Origin of the sequence: Streptomyces lateritius (assembly GCF_014649715.1) — a bacterium.
GTDB classification, from domain to species: Bacteria; Actinomycetota; Actinomycetes; order Streptomycetales; family Streptomycetaceae; genus Streptomyces; species Streptomyces lateritius.
Genome location: NZ_BMTO01000008.1, coordinates 273,324 through 299,551, shown reverse-complemented (window position 1 = coordinate 299,551; position 26,228 = coordinate 273,324). Strand labels below are relative to the sequence as shown.

The 26,228-nt window shown below is 72.9% G+C and carries 21 protein-coding genes; 8 read left to right on the top strand and 13 right to left on the bottom strand.

Annotated features, from left to right (window positions below):
* Nucleotides 1-102: 102 nt before the first annotated feature.
* The 6 genes from sucD to IE136_RS18680 all read right to left on the bottom strand — a co-directional run bounded on the left by sucD (nt 103) and on the right by IE136_RS18680 (nt 8,129).
* Nucleotides 103-987, bottom strand: coding sequence for a succinate--CoA ligase subunit alpha (gene sucD, locus IE136_RS18705; protein WP_158989570.1), 885 nt, complete (start codon nt 985-987; stop codon nt 103-105).
* Between the two features lie 20 nt (nt 988-1,007).
* Complete coding sequence (gene sucC, locus IE136_RS18700; RefSeq protein ID WP_158989568.1) at nt 1,008-2,186, bottom strand: ADP-forming succinate--CoA ligase subunit beta; 1,179 nt, start codon at nt 2,184-2,186, stop codon at nt 1,008-1,010.
* Between the two features lie 435 nt (nt 2,187-2,621).
* On the bottom strand, nt 2,622-3,863 hold the full coding sequence (locus IE136_RS18695; protein ID WP_229818942.1) for a VWA domain-containing protein: 1,242 nt from the start codon (nt 3,861-3,863) through the stop codon (nt 2,622-2,624).
* Complete coding sequence (locus IE136_RS18690; protein WP_189600937.1) at nt 3,860-6,166, bottom strand: DUF5682 family protein; 2,307 nt, start codon at nt 6,164-6,166, stop codon at nt 3,860-3,862. The genes IE136_RS18695 and IE136_RS18690 overlap by 4 nt, the downstream gene beginning before the upstream one ends.
* Nucleotides 6,167-6,456: 290 nt before the next feature.
* Nucleotides 6,457-7,605 (bottom strand): ATP-binding protein, encoded by a 1,149-nt coding sequence (locus IE136_RS18685; protein ID WP_229818941.1) that lies wholly within the window; start codon nt 7,603-7,605, stop codon nt 6,457-6,459.
* A 110-nt stretch (nt 7,606-7,715) separates the two neighbouring features.
* On the bottom strand, nt 7,716-8,129 hold the full coding sequence (locus IE136_RS18680; protein WP_158989566.1) for a hypothetical protein: 414 nt from the start codon (nt 8,127-8,129) through the stop codon (nt 7,716-7,718).
* 141 nt (nt 8,130-8,270) lie between these two features.
* On the opposite strand from IE136_RS18680, the gene IE136_RS18675 reads away from it, so the two are divergent.
* Both IE136_RS18675 and IE136_RS18670 read left to right on the top strand, forming a co-directional pair.
* A complete protein-coding gene (locus tag IE136_RS18675; protein WP_189600893.1) occupies nt 8,271-9,647 on the top strand; it encodes an SWIM zinc finger family protein in 1,377 nt (458 codons plus the stop codon).
* A gap of 101 nt (nt 9,648-9,748) precedes the next feature.
* Nucleotides 9,749-11,344 carry a DUF5691 domain-containing protein gene (locus IE136_RS18670; RefSeq protein ID WP_158989563.1) on the top strand — a complete coding sequence of 532 codons (1,596 nt, stop codon included), beginning with the start codon at nt 9,749-9,751 and terminating at the stop codon, nt 11,342-11,344.
* Nucleotides 11,345-11,399: 55 nt separating this feature from the next.
* On the opposite strand, the gene icmB is transcribed toward IE136_RS18670, so the two are convergent.
* Complete coding sequence (icmB, locus tag IE136_RS18665) at nt 11,400-11,807, bottom strand: coenzyme B12-dependent isobutyryl CoA mutase small subunit (protein ID WP_158989561.1); 408 nt, start codon at nt 11,805-11,807, stop codon at nt 11,400-11,402.
* 241 nt (nt 11,808-12,048) lie between these two features.
* On the opposite strand from icmB, the gene IE136_RS18660 reads away from it, so the two are divergent.
* Both IE136_RS18660 and IE136_RS18655 read left to right on the top strand, forming a co-directional pair.
* On the top strand, nt 12,049-12,840 hold the full coding sequence (locus tag IE136_RS18660; RefSeq protein ID WP_229818940.1) for an esterase/lipase family protein: 792 nt from the start codon (nt 12,049-12,051) through the stop codon (nt 12,838-12,840).
* A 322-nt stretch (nt 12,841-13,162) separates the two neighbouring features.
* Nucleotides 13,163-14,605, top strand: a complete 1,443-nt coding sequence (locus IE136_RS18655; RefSeq protein WP_158989557.1) for a M23 family metallopeptidase — start codon at nt 13,163-13,165, stop codon at nt 14,603-14,605.
* Between the two features lie 68 nt (nt 14,606-14,673).
* Here the strand turns inward: IE136_RS18655 and pcrA are convergent, their stop codons facing one another.
* A complete protein-coding gene (pcrA, locus tag IE136_RS18650) occupies nt 14,674-17,130 on the bottom strand; it encodes a DNA helicase PcrA (RefSeq protein WP_158989555.1) in 2,457 nt (818 codons plus the stop codon).
* A gap of 274 nt (nt 17,131-17,404) precedes the next feature.
* Between pcrA and IE136_RS18645 the strand changes: the two genes are divergently transcribed.
* Nucleotides 17,405-18,577, top strand: coding sequence for a C40 family peptidase (locus tag IE136_RS18645; RefSeq protein ID WP_189600892.1), 1,173 nt, complete (start codon nt 17,405-17,407; stop codon nt 18,575-18,577).
* A 43-nt stretch (nt 18,578-18,620) separates the two neighbouring features.
* Here the strand turns inward: IE136_RS18645 and IE136_RS18640 are convergent, their stop codons facing one another.
* Complete coding sequence (locus IE136_RS18640; protein WP_158989551.1) at nt 18,621-18,974, bottom strand: hypothetical protein; 354 nt, start codon at nt 18,972-18,974, stop codon at nt 18,621-18,623.
* A gap of 344 nt (nt 18,975-19,318) precedes the next feature.
* On the opposite strand from IE136_RS18640, the gene IE136_RS18635 reads away from it, so the two are divergent.
* Entirely contained in the window at nt 19,319-20,425 is a 1,107-nt protein-coding gene (locus IE136_RS18635; RefSeq protein WP_189600891.1) for a C40 family peptidase, read from the top strand.
* Between the two features lie 39 nt (nt 20,426-20,464).
* On the opposite strand, the gene IE136_RS18630 is transcribed toward IE136_RS18635, so the two are convergent.
* Together IE136_RS18630 and IE136_RS18625 are read right to left on the bottom strand one after the other, a co-directional pair.
* A complete protein-coding gene (locus tag IE136_RS18630) occupies nt 20,465-21,172 on the bottom strand; it encodes a LuxR C-terminal-related transcriptional regulator (RefSeq protein ID WP_158989547.1) in 708 nt (235 codons plus the stop codon).
* Nucleotides 21,169-22,437, bottom strand: a complete 1,269-nt coding sequence (locus IE136_RS18625; protein ID WP_189600890.1) for an ATP-binding protein — start codon at nt 22,435-22,437, stop codon at nt 21,169-21,171. Before IE136_RS18625 ends, IE136_RS18630 begins: the two co-directional genes overlap by 4 nt.
* Nucleotides 22,438-22,778: 341 nt before the next feature.
* Between IE136_RS18625 and IE136_RS18620 the strand changes: the two genes are divergently transcribed.
* A complete protein-coding gene (locus IE136_RS18620; RefSeq protein ID WP_189600889.1) occupies nt 22,779-24,134 on the top strand; it encodes a PspC domain-containing protein in 1,356 nt (451 codons plus the stop codon).
* Nucleotides 24,121-24,384: a hypothetical protein gene (locus tag IE136_RS18615; protein WP_189600888.1), complete on the top strand. Its 264-nt coding sequence runs from the start codon at nt 24,121-24,123 to the stop codon at nt 24,382-24,384. The genes IE136_RS18620 and IE136_RS18615 overlap by 14 nt, the downstream gene beginning before the upstream one ends.
* On the opposite strand, the gene IE136_RS18610 is transcribed toward IE136_RS18615, so the two are convergent.
* The gene (locus IE136_RS18610) at nt 24,291-24,866 is read right to left on the bottom strand and encodes a DoxX family protein (protein WP_189600887.1); all 576 of its coding nucleotides are present in this window, start codon (nt 24,864-24,866) and stop codon (nt 24,291-24,293) included. The genes IE136_RS18615 and IE136_RS18610 overlap by 94 nt on opposite strands.
* 119 nt (nt 24,867-24,985) lie before the next feature.
* Nucleotides 24,986-26,215, bottom strand: a complete 1,230-nt coding sequence (locus IE136_RS18605) for a hypothetical protein (RefSeq protein ID WP_373309088.1) — start codon at nt 26,213-26,215, stop codon at nt 24,986-24,988.
* Nucleotides 26,216-26,228 lie beyond the last annotated feature (13 nt).

Sequence of the window (26,228 nt, the reverse complement as noted above, 5' to 3'; positions counted from 1 at the left end):
GTGGGCCCCGCCCCCGCCCGGTTTCCCGGGAGGGGGCGGGGCCCACTCCTTTGCGTATGCGTGCCAGTGGTCGTACCGGAACGCGTACGCGTAGCCGAAAGCTCAGCCCGCGAGGATCGCGCGCGCCAGCTTGGCCGTCTCGGTCGGCGTCTTGCCGACCTTGACGCCCGCGGCCTCCAGGGCTTCCTTCTTGGCCTGTGCGGTGCCGGAAGAGCCGGAGACGATGGCGCCGGCGTGGCCCATGGTCTTGCCCTCGGGCGCGGTGAAGCCCGCGACGTAGCCGACGACCGGCTTCGAGACGTTCTTCGCGATGAAGTCGGCCGCACGCTCCTCGGCGTCGCCGCCGATCTCGCCGATCATGACGATGAGGTCGGTCTCCGGGTCGGCCTCGAACGCCGCGAGGGCGTCGATGTGCGTCGTACCGATGACCGGGTCGCCACCGATGCCGACGGCGGACGAGAAGCCGATGTCACGGAGCTCGTACATCATCTGGTACGTCAGCGTGCCGGACTTCGAGACCAGGCCGATGCGGCCCGGCTTCGTGATGTCGCCCGGGATGATGCCGGCGTTGGACTGGCCGGGGGTGATGAGACCGGGGCAGTTGGGGCCGATGATCCGGGTCTTGTTGCCCTTCGCCTGCGCGTACGCCCAGAAGGCGGCGGAGTCGTGGACGGCGATGCCCTCGGTGATCACGACGGCCAGCGGGATCTCGGCATCGATCGCCTCGACCACGGCGGCCTTGGCGAAGGCCGGCGGGACGAAGAGAACGGAGACGTCCGCGCCCGTCTTCTCCATCGCCTCGGCGACGGAGCCGAAGACCGGGACCTCGGTGCCGTCGAAGTCGACGGACGTGCCGGCCTTGCGCGGGTTGACGCCACCGACGATGTTGGTGCCGTCACCCAGCATGAGCTTGGTGTGCTTCATGCCCGTGGCACCGGTCATGCCCTGGACGATGACCTTGCTGTCCTTGGTGAGGAAGATAGCCATGGTGTGCTTGACCTCGTCCCTTACTTCGCAGCCGCGAGCTCGGCGGCCTTGTCGGCCGCGCCGTCCATGGTGTCCACGCGCTGCACGAGCGGGTGGTTCGCGTCCGACAGGATCTTGCGACCCAGCTCCGCGTTGTTGCCGTCGAGGCGCACGACCAGCGGCTTGGTGACCTCTTCGCCCTTGGAGGCGAGGAGCTCGAGAGCCTGGACGATGCCGTTGGCGACCTCGTCACAGGCGGTGATGCCGCCGAAGACGTTGACGAACACGGACTTGACGTCCGGGTCGCCCAGGATGATCTCCAGGCCGTTCGCCATGACCTCGGCGGAGGCGCCGCCGCCGATGTCGAGGAAGTTGGCCGGCTTCACGCCGCCGTGGTTCTCACCGGCGTACGCGACGACGTCCAGGGTCGACATGACCAGGCCGGCGCCGTTGCCGATGATGCCGACCTCGCCGTCGAGCTTGACGTAGTTGAGGTTCTTGGCCTTGGCGGCAGCCTCGAGCGGGTTGGCTGCGGCCTTGTCCTCGAGCGCCTCGTGGTCGGGCTGACGGAAGTCGGCGTTCTCGTCGAGAGACACCTTGCCGTCCAGGGCCAGGATGTCGCCGGAGGCGACCTTGGCCAGCGGGTTGACCTCGACGAGGAGCGCGTCCTCGGCGACGAAGGTGTCCCACAGGGTCACCATGACCTCGGCGACCTTCTCGGCCACGTCGGCCGGGAACTTCGCCTGGGCCACGATCTCGCGGGCCTTCTCGATGGTCACACCGGTGTTGGAGTCGACCGGGACCTTCGCGAGGGCCTCGGGGGTCTTCTCCGCGACCTCCTCGATGTCCATGCCGCCCTGCACCGAGGCCATGGCCAGGAAGGTGCGGTTGGTGCGGTCGAGGAGGTACGAGACGTAGTACTCCTCGAGGATTTCCGGAGCGGTCTCCGCGATCATCACCTTGTGGACCGTGTGGCCCTTGATGTCCATCCCGAGGATGTCCGTCGCGCGGGCGACGGCCTCGTCCGGGGTGGCGGCCAGCTTCACGCCGCCGGCCTTGCCGCGGCCGCCGACCTTCACCTGCGCCTTGACGACCGACTTGCCGCCAAGACGCTCGGTGGCCTCGCGCGCCGCCTCAGGCGTGTCGATGACTTCACCGGCCAGCACCGGTACACCGTGCTTGGCGAAGAGGTCCCTCGCCTGGTACTCGAACAGGTCCACGCGCGTCCGTCCCTTTTCTGATGATCGCGGTTCGTTGTCTGCGTGGGCGTGCCGCGAAGGGCAACGTGACTGCGCTGTCACAAGGGAGGCGTACACGGTGTCCGTGGACGCGGCATGTCCGTCTCGCAGGTTATCCCCGAGGGACGTGGGTCCCTAAATCGCAGCTCACACCCGAGCGGTGATACGGGTCACAGATCGTAGGCGGTACGGGGCGGTCCGTAGGGGTCCGGCCTGGGGGTGGGCGAAGCCGAGTACCAGGCGGCGCCCGGGCTTCGCGGACCTCACGACGCGCCCGGCCCCGGGGTGAGGGGGCCGGGGGAACGGATGTGATATGGGCCTCAGTCGGTTGAGCGGCATCCCGCCGAACGGCGGTGTGGCGACGGATTCCGCAGTGCCGGAGGGATTCCGCACCTGTGTCAGGTCGGGAGGGATGTGTCAGGTGGGCTCCGGCCTGTCGCGGGGGGTCGTCCCCTCCTCCGTCACGGCCGGCTGGGGCAGGGGCCGTTTCTCGATGGCGGCGGCCATGACCTCGGGGAAGAGGTCGGGGGTGCAGGCGAACGCCGGAGCGCCGAGCGCGGCGAGGGCGGCCGCGTGCTCGCGGTCGTAGGCGGGGGCTCCCTCGTCGGAGAGCGCGAGGAGGGCGACGAACTGGACGCCGGACGTCTTCATCGCCGCGACCCGCTTGAGCATCTCGTCGCGTATCCCTCCTTCGTAGAGGTCGCTGATGAGGACGACGACGGTGTCCGCGGGGCGGGTGATCCGCGCCTGGCAGTAGGCGAGGGCGCGGTTGATGTCGGTGCCGCCGCCGAGCTGGGTGCCGAAGAGGACGTCCACCGGGTCGTCGAGCTGATCGGTCAGGTCGACGACCGCCGTGTCGAAGACGACGAGCCGGGTCGCGATCGACCGCATCGAGGCGAGGACCGCGCCGAAGACCGACGCGTACACCACCGAGGCGGCCATGGAGCCGGACTGGTCGACGCAGAGCACGACGTCCTTCTTCACCGCCCGGGACGCGCGGCCGTGGCCGATGAGCCGTTCGGGGACGACCGTGCGGTGCTCGGGCAGGTAGTTCTTGAGGTTGGCGCGGATCGTGCGGTCCCAGTCGATGTCCCGGTGGCGGGGGCGGCTGATCCGGGCCGAGCGGTCGAGCGCGCCGGTGAGGGTCGCGCGGGTGCGGGTGGCCAGGCGCTTCTCCAGGTCGTCCACGACCTTGCGGACGACCGCGCGCGCCGTCTCCCTGGTCGTCTCCGGCATGGCCTTGTGGAGCGAGAGGAGGGTGCCGACGAGGTGGACGTCCGCCTCGACCGCCTCCAGCATCTCGGGTTCCAGGAGCAGGGTGGAGAGCCCGAGGCGGTCGATGGCGTCGCGCTGCATGATCTGGACGACGGAGCGGGGGAAGTACGTCCGGATGTCACCGAGCCAGCGGGCCACCGAGGGGGCCGAGCCGCCGAGCCCGCCGGAGCGGTCGCGCCCCTCAGGCGTGGTCCTGCCGCGTCCGTAGAGCGCCGTCAGGGCCCCGTCCATCGCCGCGTCCGTTCCGGCGAGGGAGCGGCCCGTGCCGTCCGCCTCGCCGCCGCCGAGGACGAGGCGCCAGCGCCGCAGCCGCTCGTCGTGCCCTGTCCCGTCCACCACGCTTCCCTTGATCGCCGTTGGGCTGATCGCCGTTCCTTCGTTCATGTCCCCGCCCCCACGAGGTCGTCGACTCCGAGCAGCATGCGCAGCACGGGGAGCACCGCGTCGGCCCGCTCCTCGTCGAGGTGGACGGCGAAGCCCGGCGTTCCGGCCTGCGGGCGGGCCGTGGCGGCGGACGGGCCACGGGCGACGAGCTCGCCGAGGGTGCGTCGCACACCCGTTTCGTACGCGGAGAACGTGCGGCGCAGCAGCGGCAGCACGTCGATGAAGGCCTCCCCCGTCACACCGGTCAGCCAGGCGTCGACCAGCGCGAGCAGGCGCTCGTCGTGGACGAGGAGCATGCCTCCTCCGGAGGCGCCGCCGACGAAGCCCTCGATCCAGGCGGCGGCGTCGGCGGGCGGGGTCGCGGGCGAGAGGGCGAGGCCCATGAGGCGGGCCGCCTCGTCCTCGTCGAGCCGCCCCTCGTCGAGGAGCAGCCGGGCGGCCCGGCCACGGATCACTCCGGGCACGCTGTCGCGGCCGGCGAGCCCGCGCAGCGCCCGCGCCCAGCGGTCGGTCAGCCCGGCGTTGTCGGGGAGCAGGGCGAGGGCGGTGTGGACGGCGTCGAGGTGGCCGCGCATGTCGACGGCGGCGTCGGCGTCGAGCCCGGTGCAGGCGGGCGGTAGTCCGACCCGGATCCGCTCGGCGAGCCCGGCCGCGACCTCGGCGAGAGCGGCCGTGTCCGTGGCGCGTACGTCTCCGTAGCGCAGGGAGCGGGCGAGGGCGGGCAGGGCCTGGGCGAGGTGGCCGACGTCGGTGTCGAGCGCGGCCCGGTCGGCGAGGGCCGTCATGACGACGGGAAGGGCCTCGCCGAGGCCGGCGAGCAGGCACTGCTCGGCGAGAGAGGTCACGTCGGCGAGGGAGGTGGCCTCCAGGGCGCGGCTCTCGGCCCTGGCGGTGGCGGCGGAGGCGACCGTGGTGCCCCAGACGCCGGCTTCGGCGACCCTGACGTGCAGTTCGGGCTCCCAGCGCAGCCGCCAGCTCTCCCGGAAGGTGCCGGTGCTTCCGCGTCCGGCGACCGGCTCCCCCCAGCCGACGGAGAGGAGCCGCAGCCGGTGGAGCAGCCGGCTGCGGGCGGCGTCGTTCTCCTTGCGCAGGTCGAGCCCCACCTCCCGCTCCACGGCCTCGGGTTTGAGCCGCAGGCCGCGCTGGAGCCGGTCCAGGTCGCGCTGGAGCGGTACGGCGGGGGCGTCGGCCGGGACCTCGCCGAGGATGTCGCCGACGACGAGCCGGTCGCGGACGAGGTCGAGCGGAACGTCGGAGCCGTCGCACATCACGGCCCGGACGGCGTCGGTGGTCTCGCCGAGCCCCGCGAGCGGTCTGCCGCGCATCGCGGCGAGGGTCTCGGCCAGCCGGACGGACTCGATGACGTGGGCCGGAGAGACCAGTCGGTCCTCCGCCCTGAGGAGGCCGGCGACCTTGGTCATCCAGCGTTCGACGGGGCGGTCGAGGACGGCGAAGAGGTGCTCGTACCAGCCGGGCGCGTCGATGCCGGCGCCGTACCCCGAGCGCCGGGCGAGCCGGCGGTGGGTCCAGGGGACCCACGTCATCCCGGTCTTCACCTTGGGCAGGCCCTTGAGCAGTGCGCGGTCCGCGGTGGCGGTGGTCTTCCGGGCCAGCGCGGGCACGTGCCAGGCGCCGCAGACGACGGCCACGTCGTCGTCCCCGAACTCCTTGCGGGCGGCGCGGAGTCGGAGGCGCATGTGCGCCTCGCGCACGAGGTCGCGGGCGTGGCCGCCGTGGCCGTGGGTCTCCCGCAGGGAGCCCATGGCCTCGGCGAGCGCCGCGAACGGGGCGGTGGGGTCGGCGGAGGCGGTCGCGCCGCGGAGCTCGATCACGTCCTCCCACCAGCGCTCGGGGTCGTCGTACCCGGCGGCGTCCGCGAGTTCGGCGACCGGGTCGATCCGCAGCTCCGGGTGCAGCTCCTCGTCCCCGTCGCCCCAGGTGGGGTCAGTGGCGGCGAGCGTGTGGGCGGCGGGGAGGTCGATGAAGCGGACGGCGGCGCCGTGGGCCAGGGCCCAGCGGATCGCCACCCATTCGGGCGAGAACGCGGCGAACGGCCAGAAGGCGGACCGCCCGGGGTCGTCCACGGCGTGCGCGAGCAGCGCGACGGGGGGCCGCATCGCCTGGTCGGCGGCCAGCTCCACGAGGCCGTCCGCCTCGGGCGGCCCCTCGATCAGCACGGCCGCGGGCCGCCGGTCGTCGAGCGCCGCGCGCACGGCCCGCGCGGACCCGGGCCCGTGATGCCGCACCCCGAGCAGCAACGGCCCTTCGGCCCGCGCCCGTCCGGCCCGCGAACCGCTCCCCACCGGCCCGGCCGTCCCGCCGACCGGCGCGGAGGTCACGTCCCCCACGTGATGGTCCGTCCCGCCGCCGGGCACGGAGGTCACGGGCCGCACGGATTCGTCTGCCCCGTCGACCGGCACGGAGGTCACGGCCCGCACGGATTCGTCTGCCCCGCCGTCCGGCGCGGAGGTCACGTCCCCCACGTGATGGTCCGTCCCGCCGCCGCGCACGGAGGCCCCGGGAGCCATGCGTTCGTCCGTCCCACCGGCGGCCGAGGGTACGGGCGCTGTGGCCGCCCGCGTCCGGAGCGCCGTCACGCGCTCACCTCGCGGCAGGCGCGGTAGAAGTCCTTCCAGCCGTCTCTCTCCCTCACGACCGTCTCCAGGTACTCCTGCCAGACGACCCGGTCCGCGGCCGGGTCGCGGACCACGGCGCCGAGGACGCCGGCCGCGACGTCGCCGGGCCGCAGCACGCCGTCGCCGAAGTGGGCGGCCAGGGCGAGGCCGCCGGTGACGACGGAGATGGCCTCGGCCGTCGACAGTGTCCCCGAAGGGGACTTGAGCTTGGTGCGGCCGTCCGTGGTGACCCCGTCCCGCAGTTCGCGGAAGACCGTGACGACCCGGCGGATCTCCTCGACGCCCTCCGGCACGGCCGGCAGGTCGAGGGAGCGGCCGATCTGGTCCACCCGCCGGGAGACGATGTCGACCTCGGCCTCGGGCGTGGCGGGCAGCGGCAGCACGACGGTGTTGAAACGGCGGCGCAGCGCGCTGGAGAGGTCGTTGACCCCGCGGTCGCGGTCGTTGGCGGTGGCGATGAGGTTGAAGCCCCGGACGGCCTGGACCTCCTGCCCCAGCTCGGGGACGGGCAGCGTCTTCTCCGACAGGATCGTGATGAGCGTGTCCTGGACGTCGGCGGGGATGCGGGTGAGCTCCTCGACCCGTGCGGTCAGGCCCTCGGACATCGCGCGCATGACGGGGCTGGGGACGAGCGCCTCCCGGCTGGGGCCGTGGGCGAGCAGCCGGGCGTAGTTCCAGCCGTACCGGACAGCTTCCTCGGGCGTCCCCGCGGTGCCCTGGACGAGAAGCGTGGAGTCACCACTGACGGCGGCGGCGAGGTGTTCGGAGACCCAGGTCTTGGCGGTGCCGGGCACCCCGAGCAGCAGCAGCGCGCGGTCGGTGGCGAGTGTGGTGACGGCGACCTCGACGATCCGGCGCGGCCCGACGTACTTGGGTGTGATCACCGTCCCGTCGGGGAGCGTGCCGCCGAGGAGATAGGTGGCGACGGCCCAGGGCGAGAGCTGCCAGCGGACGGGCCGCGGACGGTCGTCGGCGGCGGCGAGCGCCTTGAGTTCGTCCGCGAAGGCGTGCTCGGCGTGCGGCCGCAGAACCTCGGCCGGAGCGACGGTCCCGGTGCGGCTGCCGGCACCGGGCACGGCGCTCGCGATGGTTTCGGGCACGGTCATGGATCCCCCTCCAGATCGTTCGACCTGATGTGGGATCCACCGTGCACCATGCCACTGACAATCAATCGTCGTCGCAGGTCAGGGGCGAAGTCGGCGCGGAGGCGGAAGAGTCATCCGCCGACCGGGGAGACGGCGACGCAGCCTCCGGCCATCGCCTGCTCGCCCTTCGCCTCCTTGAGGACCTTGCCCTTGTGGATGACCTTGCAGGTGACGTCGGCCGTGTCGATGGACAGCGGCATGACGGCCGCCGGCATGATGCCCTTCAGCGTCACCGTCTTCGTCCACGGCGTGGTCGGCTTCGTCTCCGTCTCGAGCTTCGGATCCATCGCCGTGCCGCCGCCGCCGTGGAACTGGATCGACTCGATGTTCTTCCCGGTGACCTCGTACGTGACCTCGTACGTCTCGTTCACGGCCTTGTCGACCTGGTCGGCGGCCTTGTCCGCGGCCTCGGAGCAGGCTCCGAGGCCGAACGCGAGGCCGGTGACGGCGAGCGCCGAGACGGCGGTGCGGACGATGCGCTTCATGACGGGTCTCCCCCTGGAGTTGCGGTTCCGTGAGGGCACGGAACCGTAAAGAAAAGGCAAAGTCAAGTCGTGTCCTTGCGACTTCACGGTCGAAACCGCAGCCCCGGGGCGTTGTCAGTGGTCCCCTCTACGGTCGGGGGCATGGACACACAGGGGGTGCGCTGGACGGCGGATCAGGTGCTGGCTCTGGCTCCTGACGACGCCTCGCGCAGCGCGGGGAGCAGGCTGGGCACGGCTGGGCCGTGGTCCGGTACGGGCAGCGACGGCCGGGGGGCGGTCTGGGGTCTGTGCCGGGGCAGCGGCAGCACGCCGTACCGGACGGTGGTCGACACCACCGGTCCCGCGTACGCCTGCAGTTGCCCCAGCCGGAAGTTCCCGTGCAAGCACGCGCTGGGGCTGCTGCTGCTTCGGTCCGGGGACGAAGCGGCCGTCACGGTCACCGAGGCCCCCGACTGGGCGGCCCGGTGGCTGGAGGCCAGGCGGGAGCGCGCGGGCGGTGCGCGCACGCACGGCGCCGAGGGGTCCGGGCGGCCGGCCGCCGCCGATCCCGAGGCCGCGCGCCGCAGGGCGGAGCGCCGGGCCGCCCGGATCACCTCGGGGGCGCGGGAGTTGGAGCAGCGGCTCGCCGATCTGCTCCGCGGTGGCCTCGCCGCGGCCGAACTGTCGGGGTACGGCCTGTGGGAGGAGACCGCGGCGCGCATGGTCGACGCCCAGGCACCGGGACTCGCCGGACGGGTCCGGGAGTTGGGCGCGATACCGGGATCCGGCGCGGGCTGGCCCGTCCGGCTCCTGGAGGAGTGCGCTCTGACTCATCTTCTCGACCGGGCCTGGCTGTCCGTGGACCGGCTTCCCGCTCCGCTCGCGGCGACCGTCCGCACCAGGGTGGGCCTGACCGCACCCGCCGAAGGTCCGGCGGTACGGGACCGGTGGCTGGTCCTCGCCCAGCACGACTCCTCGGACGGCAGGCTGACGACCCGTCGCGCCTGGCTGCACGGGCGGGAGAGCGGCCGCACGGCCCTTCTCCTCTCCTTCGGCGCCGCCGGTCGCGCCCCCGGGCCGGCGCTCCCCGTCGGCACGGTCCTCGACGCCGTGGTCATCCGCCACGCGGGCGCCCTGCGGGCCGAGCTGGGCGAGCGGTTCGGCCCGCCCGCCCCGCTCGACGCCCCACCCCCGGGCGGAACGGTCGGCGACGCCCTCGCCGCCTACGGCCACGCCCTGCGGGAGGACCCCTGGCTGGACTCCTGGCCGGTGACGCTGACCGATGTCGTACCGATACCGACGGACCACGGCTGGCAGCTCGCCGACGCGGCGCCGACCGGCCCGGGCGGTGGCGGCGGTGTGGGCGGCGAGGCGATTCCGGTGAGCGGCCCGGCGCTCGGAAGACCGGGGCTGTGGCGGCTCGCCGCGCTCTCCGGGGGCCGGCCCGTGACCGTCTTCGGAGAGTGCGGGCACCGGGGTTTCACGCCGCTCGCCGCATGGTCGGCCGACGCCCCGGGCGAGACGGTCCCGCTCCACTGAGCCCGTACGCCCGACCGCACACCCGCCGGCGCACACAGCCGCCCGCCCGCCCGCACCGCTCGGTCCCACCGCCCGACGACAGGACAGCTTGGAGGACCTCGATGGACGCCTGGGAAGAGCTCGTCACCTCGGCGCTGCTCGGCACGGACCGGCGGCCACCCGCGCTCGCCGGAGCCACGGCCGGCGACGCGCCGGTCGCCCTGCTCGACGCCGCCGCGCTGCACACCGTACGGCGCAGGGCGGGCCTGCGGCCCGGGCCCGCCGCCGAGCCTCCGGAGCCCGCGCCCGAGGACGCTCGCAGACCGCTGCCCGAGCCGGCCCGCCGCCGCCTCGGCCAGCTCCTCGCGGGCCGCGCCGCCCCCGCCCCGTCCGGAGGGCGCCGGGGAGCCGCGCCCGACCTCGCCGAACTGCTCCCGCAGTGGCTCGTCGCCGCCAACGAGCACGGATACAAAGCACCCGCGTCCGCCCTGCCCGCCCTGCTCGACGCCGCCCGCGCCCGCACCGATCTGCGTCCTCAGGCGCTCACCCTGGCCGGTCCGCGCGGGCTGTGGCTGGCCCGGCTCAACCCGGAGTGGAGGTTCGCCCTGCGGGGCGGCGGGGGCCGCGCGGCGCTCCCGGACGTCCGGGACGGCGACACGGTCCGGGCGCTCTGGGAGGAGGGCCTGTTCGCCGAACGGGTCGCGCTGCTCGCCTCCGTACGGGCCGAGGACCCGGCGGCAGCCCTGGAGCTTCTCGGCTCGACCTGGGCGGCGGAGCGAGCCGAGGACCGGCTGATGTTCCTGGACTCCCTACGGGCCGGACTCGCCGGCGAGGACGAGGAGTTCCTGGAGGCGGCCCTGTCCGACCGCAGCCGCAACGTCCGTTCCACGGCCGCCGAACTGCTCTCCGCGCTGCCCGGCTCGGCGCTCTCCGGCCGGATGGCGAAGCGCGCCTCGTCCTGCGTCTCCTTGGACCGTACGGAAGGGGCTGTGACGATCGTCGTCGAGGCGCCGCACGAGTGCGACGCCGGAATGCAGCGGGACGGTCTGATACCCACGCCGCCGACGGGCCGGGGCGAGCGGTCCTGGTGGCTGGGCCAGCTCGTCGAGGCCGCGCCACTCTCCTGCTGGCCGGCCCGGTTCGGCGGGCGGACGCCGGAGGAGATCGTCGCGCTCCCGGTCGCCGACGACTGGCAGGGCGAGCTGCACGCGGCCTGGTGCCGCGCCGCCGTACGGCAGCGGGACGCGGCCTGGTCCCGGGCGCTGCTCGGCGCCCCCGCGGCCCCGCCCGCGACCGGACCGGGAACCTCGTCCCTCGCGGAGCGGGCGAAGCTGCTGTCGACGCTCCCGGAGGAGGAGCGGGCCCGGTGGGTCGCCTCGTTCATCGCGGCCCACGGCCTGTCGGAGGCGTTCCAGCTGCTCGGTGTCTGCGCGGTGCCCTGGGCGCGGCCGCTGGGCGGTGCGGTGATCGACGCCCTGGACATCGCGCGGGACGCGGGCAGCTACCCGTGGAGCTTCAGCGGCGTGATGGGCCTCGCCGAGCGCTGCCTCTCCCCCGACGCGACGGGCCAGCTGGAGGCCCTGACCGCCCTCCCGGCGGAACCGGAGGACGCCTCCCCCGGCGCCGGGGGCTACTGGACCGAGGCCTTCCAGCGTCTGGTGTCGACGCTCCACCTGCGGGCGGCGATGCGAGACGAGCTGAGGGGGCCGATCGAGTGAACAAGGGCCGGCCGGCCGCCCCCGATCCGCCGGATGTCCCCCGGTGGCTTGCCGATCAGGCCGCGACGCGGACGTTCGCGTTCACCCAGTCGACGATCGACGCCGTGGTCGCGCCCGGGGTGAAGATCTCGGCCACGCCCTTCTCCTTCAGGGGAGCGATGTCGGCGTCGGGGATGATGCCGCCACCGAAGACCTTGATGTCCTCGGCGTCGCGCTCCTTCAGGAGTTCCAGGACCTTCACGAAGAGCGTGTTGTGGGCGCCCGAGAGGATCGACAGGCCGATCGCGTCTGCGTCCTCCTGGATCGCCGTGTCGACGATCTGCTCAGGCGTCTGGTGCAGCCCCGTGTAGATGACCTCCATGCCGGCGTCGCGCAGTGCCCGCGCGATCACCTTGGCCCCGCGATCGTGGCCGTCGAGACCCGGCTTGGCCACCACCACGCGGATCGGACCGGTCACACCCATCACTGCCTCCACATGCGACCCCCGCGCCTGTTTGCCGGGGAGGTGAACGAACGTTATCGACAGCATCCCGCAAGCGACCGTTTCGCGGTGGGCAGCGAGGGGGAAATCACACAGAGGGACATGTTCGTGCGCAAGGGAGCCGCGACGGGGTCGTCGTACCTCCGCCGCCGTCAGCCGCAGGCGCGGAGGTACGGCGCACCGGATGCCGTTCGGCGGCCCGCGCGCCGGTCGGGAGGCGCCGATGGAGCTCACCAGGCTCACCAAGGTCACCACCGCGCTGAAGGCCAACGCCTTGGAACTGGCGATCCTCACCGGCCATCTGCTCCTCTACCCCTCCGGCATCGTCTCCGAGCGCCCCGCCGGCGCACCGGCTCCCGGCGCCGGACCCGGACGCCCGGTCGTCCTCCTCCACGGCTTCGTGGACAACCGCTCGGTCTTCGTCCTGCTACGCCGCTCGCTCGCCCGGCACGGTCGTCACCACATCGGCTCGTTCAACTACTCTCCGCTCACCTGCGACCTGCGCGCCGCCGCGGCTCTCCTCGGCCGCCACGTGGAAGAGCTCTGCGCCCGCACCGGTCAGCAGGAGGTGGACATCGTCGGACACAGCCTGGGCGGCCTGATCGCGCGTTATTACGTACAGCGCCAGGGTGGTGACGCCCGGGTCCGCACGCTGGTCATGCTCGGCACTCCGCACACCGGCACCACCGCGATTCCCTGGGCCGGCGCCCACCCGCTGGTGCGCCAGATGCGTCCCGGCTCCGAGGTGCTGCGCGAGTTGGCCGAGCCCGCGGCGGGCTGCCGGACCCGCTGTGTCAGTTTCTGGAGCGACCTCGACCAGGTGATGGTGCCGGTGGAGACGGCCCGGCTGGACCACCCCGACCTGCTGGTGCACAACGTCCGGGTCAGCGGGATCGGGCATCTCGCCCTGCCGGTGCATCCGACCGTCGCCGCCGGGATCCGGCAGGCGCTCGACGACGAGGAGCCGGGCGTCGTCACGCCGGACGCCGACCCCGGAGCCGCTTCCGTCGCGTGAGCCGGCCCGATCGCGGTCCGGCACCGTCAGCCGGCCGGACACACACACGCGCGCGCCCGGCGTGCCCGATGACCGTCGCGCGGACGTCTGACGGCTCGCCAGAGCGCGCCCGTTCTTCGAACGTCCCTCGAACACAGAGCCAAAGCTCTTCCCTGAGCCCCCCGAAACACGACCGATTGCCCGTTTCCTGCGGACCCAAAACCCTCGGAAGATTGTCGCTTGCGTATACCGCCGGGTACAGTCGCGCCACTGCTTAACCCCGGGACACCCTTCGTCGGGCCCGCCCCGGGCTGGTCCTGCCGCCGAGGCGAGAGAGAAGTTGGTGAACGACCAGCACCCCCACGCCGGGTACGTCGGAGACGACGCCCACAGCACCGGCAACTTCGCCACGGATCCGCTCTTCGGCGCCTTCCCGGGCGGTTACGAAGCAGGGCACAGCGGGCAGTACGACACCACTCAGTGGAACGGCAGCCACCAGTGGGACGCCGGCTCGTACGACACCTACGTCGCGCAGCAGCCGACGGCGCGGCATTTCGACGCCACCGCGTACGACAGCGCCGCGTACGACACCACCGGTCAGTGGGACGCCGCCGCCTGGACCGAGGCGCAGCAGACCGGGACGTACGGGGTCACGCAGTTCACGTCGTACGACACCACCGGCCAGTGGACGACCCCCACGGTCGAGACCGGCACGTACGACGCCACCGCCTGGAACTACGCCGAGCCCGTCGTACCCCAGCAGTACACACCGGCCCACGAGTTCGTCTCCGAACCCGAGGCCGAGGTCGCACAGCACGAGCAGCACGGCCTGCACGACCACGGGCAGCACGAGCAGCACGGTCTCGTGGAGCAGGTGGAGCACACCGCGCAGTTCGAGGCCCTCGCGACCGACAGTTACGCCTACGACCACGAGACCCCGGCGGAGTCCGAGGAGCCGGTCGTCGAGATGCTCGCGGAGCCTCCGGCCGCCGCCGTTCCCGCCGCCCGCCCCGTGCGCCGCTCCTCCGGTGGCAGCCGCGGCCGCCGCCGTACGCCCGCCAAGCGGTCCGCGCTCCTGACCGTCGCCGTTCCCTCCGCCTGTGTCATGGGCGTCGCCGGCATCGCCGCCGCCTCGGTCGGCGGACTCGCCGACGCGAGCGCGGAGACGAAGGACGACACGATGGCGCTCACCGCCGCCGACCCGTCCTCGGTCAAGCCCGTCGCCGCCAACAACGAGCTGGACACCCAGCTCGCCGCGCTCAGTGCGGACGCCCGCGACTTCGGCGACCGCGCGAGCCGCACGCAGGAGCGCATCGACCTCAAGCTGCGCCAGGAGGCGGAGCGGAAGAAGCGCGAGGAGGAGGCGGCCCGCAAGGAGGCACTGCGTCCGAAGTTCGTGCTGCCGGTGAAACTCCACCAGCTCAGCGCCCGCTACGGGCAGGCCGGCGTCAACTGGATGTCCCTGCACACCGGTATCGACTTCCCGGTGCAGTACGGCACGAAGGTGATGGCCGCGACCGACGGCACGGTCCGCACCCAGTGGAACAGCGCCTACGGCAACATGGCGATCGTGACCGCCGCGGACGGCACGGAGACCTGGTACTGCCACCTCAGCAGCACCAAGATCCGCTCCGGCAAGGTCAAGGCCGGTGACGTCATCGCGTACTCCGGCAATTCGGGCAACTCCACCGGGCCGCACCTCCACTTCGAGGTCCGGCCGGGCGGCGGGGCGGCGATCGACCCGCTGCCGTGGCTGCGCAGCCACGGTATCGACCCGACGGGCTGACGCCCGCCAACAGACGTACGCAGAGGGAGAGAGGGCCCCGGCTTCGGCCGGGGCCCTCTCTCCCTCTGTCAGAGCTTCTCGACCGGGGCGTACCGCAGCAGCAGCCGCTTCGGCTTCTCGTCGCCGAAGTCGATCGTCGCCTGCGCGTCGGCGCCCACCCCCGTCACCTGCATCACCGTGCCGAGGCCGAACTGGTCGTGCGTGACCCGGTCTCCGACGTGCAGCGTGATCGCCGGCTTGTCGCCGGCGCGGCGGGTGGCGAAGCCGGAGGGGCCCGAGCGCGAGCGTGAGGCGGAGAGCGAGGAGGTGATCCCCGAGGTCGGCCCGGCCGGCTTGGCCATGGGGCCGGTCCGCTTCCACTCCAGGTACGTCGCCGGGATCTCCTCGAGGAAGCGTGAGGCCGGGTTGTACGAAGGCTGGCCCCAGGCGCTGCGCATCGAGGAGCGGGTCAGATACAGCCGCTCGCGGGCGCGCGTGATGCCGACGTACGCCAGGCGCCGCTCCTCCTCCAGCTCCTTGGTCTGGCCGAGCGCGCGCATGTGCGGGAAGACGCCGTCCTCCATGCCGGTCAGGAAGACCACCGGGAATTCGAGGCCCTTGGCGGTGTGCAGGGTCATCAGCGTGATGACTCCGGACCCCTCCTCGTCCTCGTCGGGGATCTGGTCGGAGTCGGCGACGAGGGCCACCTTCTCCAGGAACTCGGCGAGCGTCCCGGCGCCCTCCTCGGCCTCGGCACGTTCCTGCTCGAACTCCAGGGCCACGGTCGCGAGTTCCTGGAGGTTCTCGATCCGGGTCTCGTCCTGCGGGTCGGTGGAGGCCTGGAGCTCGGCGAGGTACCCCGTCCGCTCCAGTACCGCTTCCACGACCACGGCGGGACCGGCGCCGGACTCGACGATGGTGCGCAGCTCCTCCATGAGCGCGTTGAAGCGCTTGACGGCGTTGGCGGATCGCGCCGCCATGCCGTACGCCTCGTCGACCCGCTTCAGGGCCTGCGGGAAGGTGATCTTCTCGCGGAGGGAGAGGGCGTCGATCATCGCCTCGGCACGGTCGCCGATACCGCGCTTGGGGACGTTGAGGATGCGGCGCAGCGGGACGCTGTCCTCGGGGTTGGCGAGGACGCGCAGGTAGGCGAGGACGTCTCGGACCTCCTTGCGCTCGTAGAAGCGCACGCCGCCGACGACCTTGTAGGGCAGGCCGACGCGGATGAAGATCTCTTCGAAGACACGGGACTGGGCGTTGGTCCGGTAGAAGACGGCGACGTCGCCGGCCTTCGCGTCGCCCGCGTCCGTGAGCCGGTCGATCTCGTCGGCGACGAACTGAGCCTCGTCGTGCTCGGTGTCGGCGACGTAACCGGTGATCTGCGCGCCCGCGCCCGCGTTGGTCCACAGGTTCTTGGGACGGCGGCTCTCGTTGCGCTCGATGACGGCGTTGGCGGCGGAGAGGATCGTCTGCGTCGACCGGTAGTTCTGTTCGAGCAGGATCGTGGTCGCGTCCGGGTAGTCCTCCTCGAACTGGAGGATGTTGCGGATGGTCGCGCCGCGGAAGGCGTAGATCGACTGGTCGGCGTCGCCCACGACGCACAGCTCGGCCGGTCCCAGGTCTTCGTAGCCGGTGCCGACCAGTTCCCGTACGAGGGTGTACTGGGCGTGGTTGGTGTCCTGGTACTCGTCGACCAGGACGTGGCGGAAGCGGCGGCGGTAGTGCTCGGCGACATCGGGGAACGCCTGGAGCAGGTGGACCGTCGTCATGATGATGTCGTCGAAGTCCAGGGCGTTGGCCTCGCGCAGCCGCGCCTGGTACATCCGGTACGCCTCGGCGAGTGTCTTCTCGAAGCCGTCGGCGGCCTGGTCGGCGAAGGTCTCCTCGTCGATCAGCTCGTTCTTCAGGTTCGAGATCTTGGCGCTGAAGGACTTCGGGGGGAACTTCTTCGGGTCGAGGTCCAGGTCGCGGCAGACCAGTGCCATCAGGCGCTTGGAGTCGGCGGCGTCGTAGATCGAGAACGAGGACGTGAAGCCGAGTTTCTTCGACTCGCGGCGCAGGATGCGGACGCAAGCGCTGTGGAAGGTCATGACCCACATGGCGTTGGCGCGCGGGCCGACGAGGTGCTCGACGCGCTCCTTCATCTCGCCTGCGGCCTTGTTGGTGAAGGTGATGGCCAGTATCTGGCCGGGGTGCACGTGCCGGGTGGCCAGGAGGTGGGCGATGCGGTGGGTCAGCACCCGGGTCTTGCCGGACCCCGCGCCGGCGACGATGAGCAGCGGGGTGCCGGTGTGCACGACGGCGGCGCGCTGCTGTTCGTTCAGCCCGTCCAGGAGCGCGGCGGCGTCCACGACGGGGCGCGGGGCGCCGTCGCGGTAGTGCGCGTCCCGGGCCGGCGGCACGTCGAAGGAGCCCCCGAAGAGGTCGTGCGGGACCTCCTCCGCGGCCGGGGCACCGTGGTCGTGGTCCTCGGGCGGGGGCGGGGGCTCCTCCGAAGAATGGTTCTGGAGGCCGGCCAGGAAGCTGTCGTCAAAGAGGCTGCTCATCGCTTAACGAGTCTAGGCCGCCCCACCGACAACCCGGCCCCACCTCCAGAAGTGACCGGAATCTCACGGAAGGTGACCACCCGCTTCAGGTCACGAAAATGTATCGGGCATATCGAACATCGGCCTTCCCAGCCGCCCCACGGGTTGGCTAGCGTGCTCGCCCAAGCAGCCCGTCCCCTCCGACGGCGAATCGCGCCGAGCGGGCGGCCCACGCCGAATCCGGCCCCGCGCAAGGCGGTGTGACCGGACGCCTCATCGGCGGCCACGGAAGGAGATGCCGGCCTTGGCGTCCCATCGCAAGCCGCGCAGCACACGTCCGCACTCCCCCGCCGTCGGGGTCACGACGGCCGCCCTCGCCTCCGTGACCCTGCTGTCCACGCAGAGCGCGCACGCGGCGCCCACCGCCCCGCCGAGGCCGACGGTGGAGGAGATCCAGAAGAAGGTCGACGACCTCTACCGGCAGGCCGGCACGGCGACGCAGGAGTACAACCGCGCCAAGGAGGCCACCGACGAGCAGCGGCGCAAGGTCGACCGGATCCTCGACGACGTCGCCCGGCGGACGGACGCGATCAACGAGTCCCGCCGTGCGCTCGGCTCGTACGCGGCGGCGCAGTACCGGGCCGGGGCGGTCGGGCCGACGGCCGCGCTGATCTTCGCGGACAGTCCGCAGTCGTACTTCGACCAGACCCACCTGATGGACCGGCTCTCCGAGCGGCAGCGCGGCGCGGTCGCCGACTACGAGGGCAAGCGGCTGGCGGCGGCGAAGCAGCGCGCGGAGGCGACGAAGAGCCTGGAGAGCCTGACCGATTCGCAGGCGACCCTGCGGGCGAGCAAGCAGACCGTGCAGCGGAAGCTGGGCGAGGCGCGGACGCTGCTGGCCCGGCTGACGGCCGAGGAGAAGGCCCGGCTCGCGGAGCTGGAGCGCGAGCGGGAGGCCGAGGCCCGGCGCAAGGCGGAGGAGCGGGCGAAGGCGGAGGCGGCCGAGGCCGAGGCCGAGCGGCGTCGGCAGGAGGAGTCGGCCCGGCGGCAGCAGCCGTCGACCCCGCCCGCCACCACCCCGCCCTCGACCCCGCCGCAGACCGGTGGCTCGACCTACGCGGCGAAGGCGGAGAAGGCGCTCGCCTTCGCCCGGGGCCAGATCGGAAAGCCGTACGTGTGGGGGGCGACGGGCCCGAGTTCGTACGACTGCTCAGGGCTCACCCAGGCCGCATGGAAGGCGGCGGGCGTCGATCTGCCCCGCACCACCTGGGACCAGGTGAAGGTGGGCACCCGGGTCGCGACGGCCGACCTGCTCCCCGGCGATCTCGTCTTCTTCTACGACGACATCAGCCACGTCGGTCTCTACATCGGCGGCGGGAAGATGATCCACGCGCCGAAACCGGGCGCCGACGTCCGCGAGGAGTCGATCTACTACATGCCGGTCTACGGGAGCATCCGCCCGGCCTGAGGTTCTCAGGTCGTCGTACGGTCTCAGGTCCAGCTCGCAGGTCTCAGGTCCAGAGCGTCGCGATGAAGATGTTCGCGACGGTCAGGCCGCCGACGGCGGCGAAGAGGCCCTTGTCGGCCTTCTCGTCGTCCCGCTTCACGTAGACGAGGGCGAGGATGACGACGAGGACGGCCAGCTTGACGCCGATCTTCACGTTGTTGACGGCCTGGTCGTCCGCCTGGTTGAGGCCGACCAGCGCGACGCCCGTGATCAGCATCGTCAGCGCGCCGTGCAGCATCGCGGGACTGAAGCGGGCCGTACCCGCGCCCAGCGCCTTCATCTGGGTGAGGAACCCGCCGAGCAGGGAGCCGATACCGATGATGTGCAGGGCGACGAAGACATTGATGAGTACGTCCATGGGGCGGAGCCTAACCGGGCCATAGCACCGCGCCCCGGCCGGGTCCACCTCTTACGGCGGATCGGTCAGGCCCCCGCGGAAAGCGGCACCCACCGGTCGTCACGACCGGACGCGAACGGTCCCGGAACACCAACTGGCGCCAATAGCGGTCAACTCTCCGCCACCCCGTGACGCCCAGGTTTAGCGTCCTGCCTCAGGTGGCCGGCTCCCCACCACCGTCGGACCTCCGGCGGCAGCCGGTCGCCCCCGCCGAGAAACCCGGCGGTGGGCCGTCTCCCCTGTGCGGTCCGCCGCCGGACCCGGCGGGCATCGACCCCCACAGGGAGAGGATGTGACCCGCCCTCGTGGCAGCACACCGCAAGCCCCGGCAGTTCCCCTTCGGTGGCCAGGCGGCCCGGACCGCCGCCACCGTCGCCCTCGCCTCGGCGGCGACGGCGACCGTCTTCGAGGGCGCCGGGCACGCCGAGCCCCGGCTCACCCCCGCGCAGGTCAAGGCGGAGGTCGACCGGCTGTACCAGGAGGCCGAGGTGGCCACCGAGAAGTACAACGGCGCCAGGGAGAAGGCGCAGGTGGCGCGGGGCGCTCTCGACCGGCTGCGCGACGAGGCCGCCCGCAGGACCGAGCGGCTCAACGCCGGCCGGGACGGGCTCGGTTCGGTCGCCACCGCGCAGTACCGTTCGGGCGGCCTCGACCCCGCCGTGCAGCTCGCGCTGTCCTCCGGCCCGGAGCAGTATCTGGAGCGCGCCGCCATCGCCGAGAAGGCCGGGGAGCGGCAGGCGGCGGCCCTCACGTCCGTACGGCGCGAGCTCGCCGGGATCCAGCAGCTGCGCGCCGAGTCCACCCGGCGGCTGACCGAGCTGCGCGGACACGAGGCCGATCTGCGACGGCAGAAGAGCGCCGTCCAGAGCAAGCTCGCCGAGGCGCGGACGCTGCTGGCCCGGCTGACCGCCGAGGAGCGGGCGCGGTACGAGGACGCCGCGGCGGGATCGGGCCGCGGCGGGGCCGGGCGCGACACGGGTGGTACGGACTCCGGGTCGGGGGCCGGCTCCGGGGCCAGGGCCGACCGGGCCCCCGAGCCGCGCGGGCCGATCGCGGCGCCGAACGCCCGCGCCGCCGAGGCCATCTCCTTCGCCCGGGCTCAGATCGGCAAGCCGTACGTGTGGGGGGCGACGGGCCCGTCGGGCTACGACTGCTCGGGCCTGACCCAGGCCTCCTGGCGCGCGGCCGGGGTGTCGCTGCCCCGCACGACGTACACGCAGATCAACGCCGGACAGCGCGTCCCACGCTCCGAACTGGCCCCGGGCGACCTGGTGTTCTTCTACTCCGGCATCAGCCACGTCGGGCTCTACATCGGCGGCGGCCAGATGATCCACGCCCCCCGGCCGGGGGCGCCGGTACGGGTCGCGCCGATCGACGAGATGCCGTTCGCGGGGGCGACCCGGGTGGGTTGACCGCTCGTGGCCTCGTCCCGGTGACTCCGGGCGGCGCTGTCAGACCAGGCGGCGGGCGGTGGCCCAGCGGGTCAGCTCGTGCCGGTTGGAGAGCTGCAGCTTCCGGAGCACCGCCGAGACGTGCGACTCGACCGTCTTCACCGAGATGTAGAGCTGCTTGGCGATCTCCTTGTACGCGTATCCACGGGCGATCAGGCGCAGCACCTCCCGCTCCCGCTGGGTGAGCCGGTCCAGGTCTTCGTCCACCGGCGGGGCGTCGGTCGAGGCGAAAGCGTCCAGGACGAAGCCGGCCAGGCGGGGCGAGAAGACGGCGTCGCCCTCCTGGACGCGGAAGATCGAGTCGACCAGGTCGGCGCCCGTGATCGTCTTGGTGACGTAGCCGCGGGCGCCGCCGCGGATCACGCCGATGACATCCTCGGCCGCGTCCGAGACCGAGAGGGCCAGGAAACGGACGGGGTTCTCGGACGCCGCCATCAGGCTCGAGCAGCGGCGCAGCACCTCGACCCCGCCGCCGCCGGGGAGGTGCACGTCGAGCAGGACGACCTCGGGGCGGGTGGCGGTGATGACCGTGACCGCCTGGTCGACGTCGGCGGCCTCGCCGACCACCTCGACGCCGGTGACGTCGGTCCGGCCGATCTCGGCCTGGACGCCCGTGCGGAACATCCGGTGGTCGTCGACGAGCACCACCCGCACCCGGCGCTCCGTGGTCGGCTCCCCCGTCGTCCCGGTCCCGGTCTCGTCGCTCATGCGTCCGCCCTCTCCATCTCGAGCTCCACTTCGGTGCCTCCGTCCGGCACGGACCGCAGCCGGGCCGAACCGCCGTTCCGCTGCATTCGGCCGATGATCGATTCTCGTACACCCATCCGGTCGTCGGGGACGGCGTCGAGGTCGAACCCGGGGCCGCGATCCCGGACGGAGACGAAGACCGTGCGGCCCTCGACCTCCGCGTAGACCTGCACCGCCCCTCCCTCGCCACCGTACTTGGCGGCGTTGACCATCGCCTCGCGCGCGGCCTGCATCTGTGCGACCAGTTTCTCGTCGAGCGGGCAGTCGCCCACGACGACGACCTCCAGCGGCACGCCGTGCTTGTCCTCGACCTCGGCGGCGGCCTTCTTCACCGCCTCGGCGAGGGTGTCGGGCTCCTCGCCCTCGTCCTTGCCGTTGCCCTCCGGCCGGTACAGCCAGTTCCGCAACTCCCGCTCCTGCGCACGGGCGAGACGGCGCACCTCGCCCGGCTCGTCCGCGTTGCGCTGGATCAGGGTGAGGGTGTGCAGGACGGAGTCGTGGACGTGGGCAGCGACCTCGGCGCGCTCCTGGGCGCGGATACGCATGGTCCGCTCCTCGGAGAGGTCCTGCGACATCCGCACCAGCCAGGGGCCGGCGAGCAGGGCGATGCCGGTGAGGACCGCTATGGCGGCCGTGAACGCCGTGCCCAACTGGGCGGCGGAGCCGCGGATCACCAGGAAGACGGTCAGGCCGACGCCGACCAGCGCGACCCCGGCGAACCCCCGCGCGAGCTGGAGGGTGCGCCGGCGCCGTCCGGTCTCGGTCCAGCTGGCCCGGCGGGCGTTGTCGGCCTGGCGCCAGACGAGGACGACACCGATGCCAGTCAGCAGCGTCGGCCAGACGTAGCGGTCCGCCTGGTTCCCGAAGTCGACGTTGCCCACGAAGACGGCGGCGCCGAGTGCCAGGGCGATCAGTGCGAAGACCTGCCCCCGGTCGGGCTTGCGCAGCCGGCGCCGCCCGTCGGGGGTCGTCTCGAACACTGGGCGGGGCGCGCCCCGGCCACCGACGCCGAGCGGGACGACGATCCAGAAGACCGCGTACAGCAGTGCCCCGAGCCCGTCCGCGAGCAGCAGCACCACGAACAGGGTGCGGACCCAGACGACCGGCACGCCGAGATGTCCCGCCAGACCCCGCGCGACACCGCCGAGCCACCGCCCGTCGGCGCTCCGGTAGAGCTTGCGCACGGGCGGTTCGTCGGTGTCGGCGACACGGGCGGATGCTGGCATGTCCCGATCGTCACACGTTCGGCCGGGCGGGCACATCAGGGTCGGCCCCTGAGATGCCCCCGAGGCCGTGTCCGGAAAGTCCCGCCTGGCCCGCGACGCCTGGCACGCACGCTCGCCGCGTTGTCGGGATCACCCGAGTACGCCCGGTACGAGGGCGGCCCTCCGCCTTGCGATCGCACGCACCGGACGCCGCTGGCCCTGCCCTGCGGGCAGACGGCGCTCCTTTCCGGACACGACCTAGCCTCCGGACTTCCCCCCGTCCCGGATGCCCGCGGAATATCAGGGTCGGGCCAGGGTCGTCCCCGGTGCCGCGGGAGGCGACCGGCCGTCACCATGGAGCCATGACGAGTTCGACGCCTTCGCACCACGGGGCCCCGCCGTCGGCGGAGGCCCCGCCCGTCACGGCGCTGCGCCGCTCGCCGCGGCAGAAGGTCGTGGCGGGTGTGTGCGGCGGTCTGGGCCGGCACTTCGATCTCGATCCGGTGATCTTCCGGATCGCGGTCGGTGTGCTGTCCGTGCTCAGCGGCATAGGGCTGATCTTCTACGGCTTCGCGTGGCTGCTGATCCCGCTCGACGGCGAGGAGGAGAACCAGGGCCGCAGGCTGCTGTCCGGCCGAGTGGACGGGGCCGCGCTCGCTGCCGTGCTCATGGCGCTGACCGGCTGCGGCATCTTCCTGTCGATGCTGCACAACGGCGGGACGATCGCGTTCGCGATGATGCTGTCGACAGCGGTCTGCGGCGCGGCGGTCTGGTCGCAGCGGCGCCGGCAGGCCGTCGGCGGTGACGCCGAGGGCCGGATGGACGCGGCGACGGCGCACGCGGTGGCCGAGGCTCCGCCGGAGACGAAGGCCCCGCCGCTGGTGGAGTTCCCGTCCTGGTGGAAGGACCCGATAGTCAAGGACGGCTCGACCGGAAGGATCGCGGTCGGCTATCTCTGGGGCCCTCACGGCGTGGTGGGCCCGGACGGCAGGCTCGAGAACGGCGAGAAGCCGGTGCCCGGCGGCCAGTGGGGCGTGAGCGTCCCCGAGGACGGTGCGCGTCCCCCGGCGGCGAGCGTCCGGCGCGGCCCGCGCTCCATCGGCGGCCTGCTCTTCCTGCTCGCCCTGCCGGCAGGCGGGCTCGGCACGGGGCTCTCCTGGGAGACGCATCCGCTCGGCACGAGCCTGCAGATCGGCCTGGTCGCCGCCCTCGCGGTGTTCGGCCTCGGCCTGGTGGTCGCCAGTTTCCTCGGCCGGACCGGCTTCGGCACGATCTTCCTGACCGTGGTCACCGCCGGCCTGCTCGCCGTGTCCGCCGCCCTGCCGAAGGAGATCTCGACGGACTGGGTCCGTACGACCTGGGAGCCGGCGTCGGTCGCCGCCGTCCAGCCGCGCTACGAACTGGGAACGGGCGTCGGCACGCTCGATCTGTCGCGCCTCGCGGTCCCGGCGGGAACGGCGGTCGGCGCCACGGTGGAGGTCGGTGCCGGAAAGCTCGAAGTGGTCGTTCCGAGGAACGTCACCGTGAAACTGCGGGCCCAGGTGGGCCTGGGTGATCTGCAACTGCCGCAGCAGCGCCCCGGTGACATCGACATCGCCCCGGACCGCGACGAGACCCGTACGCTCACCCCTCCGGCGGGCACCGTCCCGGCCGGGACGCTGAACCTGTCCCTCGAGGTCGGTCTCGGACAGGTGGAGGTCACCCGTGCTTCTTCATGAGTTCCGTCCGGGCCGGCTGATCGCCGGCGGGACCGCCCTCGGGCTCGCCGTGCTGTACGCGGGCGATGCCGCCGACGCCTGGGTGACGCCCTGGTACGGAGTCGTCCCGGTGCTCTGCGGCGGTCTGGGGACGGCCGCGCTCGCGACGTGGATCGCCTACCGGATCCGCCGCCGCCGTTCGGCGAGGACCGCGTCGACCGAGAACATCGAGGCCCCGGCCAGCACCAGCGGCAGCCAGGACATCAGATAGGCGAGGTCGTTGCCGTAGTAGTACGGGTCGGTCTGCCAGCTCACGGTCAACCACAGGCTCAGTGAGATCAGCGCGCCGCCGAGCGCGGCCAGCCGGGCGTAGAGGCCCACCAGGGTGCCGATGCCGACGGCGAGTTCCCCGATGGCGATGGCGTGGCCGAAGCCGGTGGGGCTCTTGAGCGCCAGGTCGACGAGGGCGGGGACGGCCGAGGTGTCCCGCACGCCGCGCATCATCTCGCCGATGGATCCGCTGCCGGTGTCGGCCATGAAGGAGGGGTCGGTGAGCTTGTCGAGCCCGGCGTAGATGAAGGTGACCCCGAGGAAGACACGCAGCGGCAGCAGGGCGTACCGCGAGGCGGTGGCCTTCCACCCGGTGAGCCCGCCCGGCCCGCCCGTACCAGCGGGGCCGCCGTGGCCGCCCCGGTCGCCGCCCGCGGGCCCGTACGCTCCGTGCTCCCCGCGCGTCCCGTTCGTACCGCGCATGCGTCCTGACATCACCGGCCCGCCTCTCCACGCCCTGTCCGCAGAACCGATTGTCCTCGGACCCCCCGCATCTGGATACGCGGAGAACACGCCCGGAGTTCAGGTGGCTCGGCCGAGGCTCAGTCGACGACGTCGATCGTGACCCGGTTGGTCTCCACGCCCGCGGCCGTCACCACCCACACCTCGACCCGCCCCGGCTCCACGTCCACCGGGAGCGGCACGGTCAGGGTCGCGTCCGTCGGGTTGGCGAAGCCGCCCGGGACCGGGATCAGGGGGACGTGCGCGTGGACGGGGCCGACGCGCACGACCAGACGAGTCAGGGCGTCCGGGCTCTCGGCGCCGGCCGGGACGAACCCGGCGCCCCGGATCTCGATGTCGTCCCCGGTACGGATCGGGGCGTCCAGGTCGCCCGCCTCGCGGGACCGGACGACGGCGAGGATCGTGGGCCGGCCGCCCTCCGCACACTTCCCGGCGAGATAGCCGGCCGCCGACACGGCGACGAGGAGAACCAGGCTCCACGGCAGGGCGGGCAGCCGGTCGGGGTCACGCCCGAGCCGGACGGCGCCGAGGACGAGGACGGCCCCGGTCACCAGGACGTACTGGAGGTCGGTGAGGCTCGCCCGGCCGTTGTCGTCGCACAGCAGGTCGGCCGCACGGGGGCGGTCGGCGCGGATCTTCTGCAGCCGCTGCCCCACGATCCGCACCCACACGATCCGCCGGACGGCGACGGCGACGGCCGCCGTCAGCGCGAAGGCGGTCAGCAGTCCGGCGCCGCGCGCGGGCCCGAGGCCGACCCGGTCGGCTCCGGTGACCAGCCGCAGCGCGAGGAAGAGCACGGTCCAGACGGCGAAGAGGAGCCAAGAGGCGGCGACCGCACGGGAGGTCGAGAGCCGGTTGTCCTCCCCGATCAGCGGCGCGAGGATCCCGCCGCGCGCCCGGTGGGCGTGGCCGGCGCCGGTCAGCAGGGCGGCGAGGACGAGGGTCGCGGCCAGCGCGGCCGTACGCGCGCCGGTCCACCCCGTGCCGATGGCCGTGAGCGCCTGTCCGAGGAGCAGGGCGAGGACGGCGCCGCCGAGCACGCCGAAGGTGACGCGCCGGACCCGCCGGAGCCAGGCTTCGCCGGCCTCGCGGCCCCGCGCGGCGACGGTGCGGGCGGACTCGGCGAGCTCGTCGGAGACCCACTGCCGGGAGGCGCCCGGGGAGTGGGCGACGGCCGCCGGCACCCCCTGCCCCGCGGCGAGCTCGTCCCGTCGGGCGAGGAACGCGGCGACGGCGCGCCGGTGCCCCGCTCGTCCGCCCTCTGCGCACCGCGCGTGGTCACCGCACTGTCTGGCCTCTTGCACCGCCACGGCGCTCACTTCC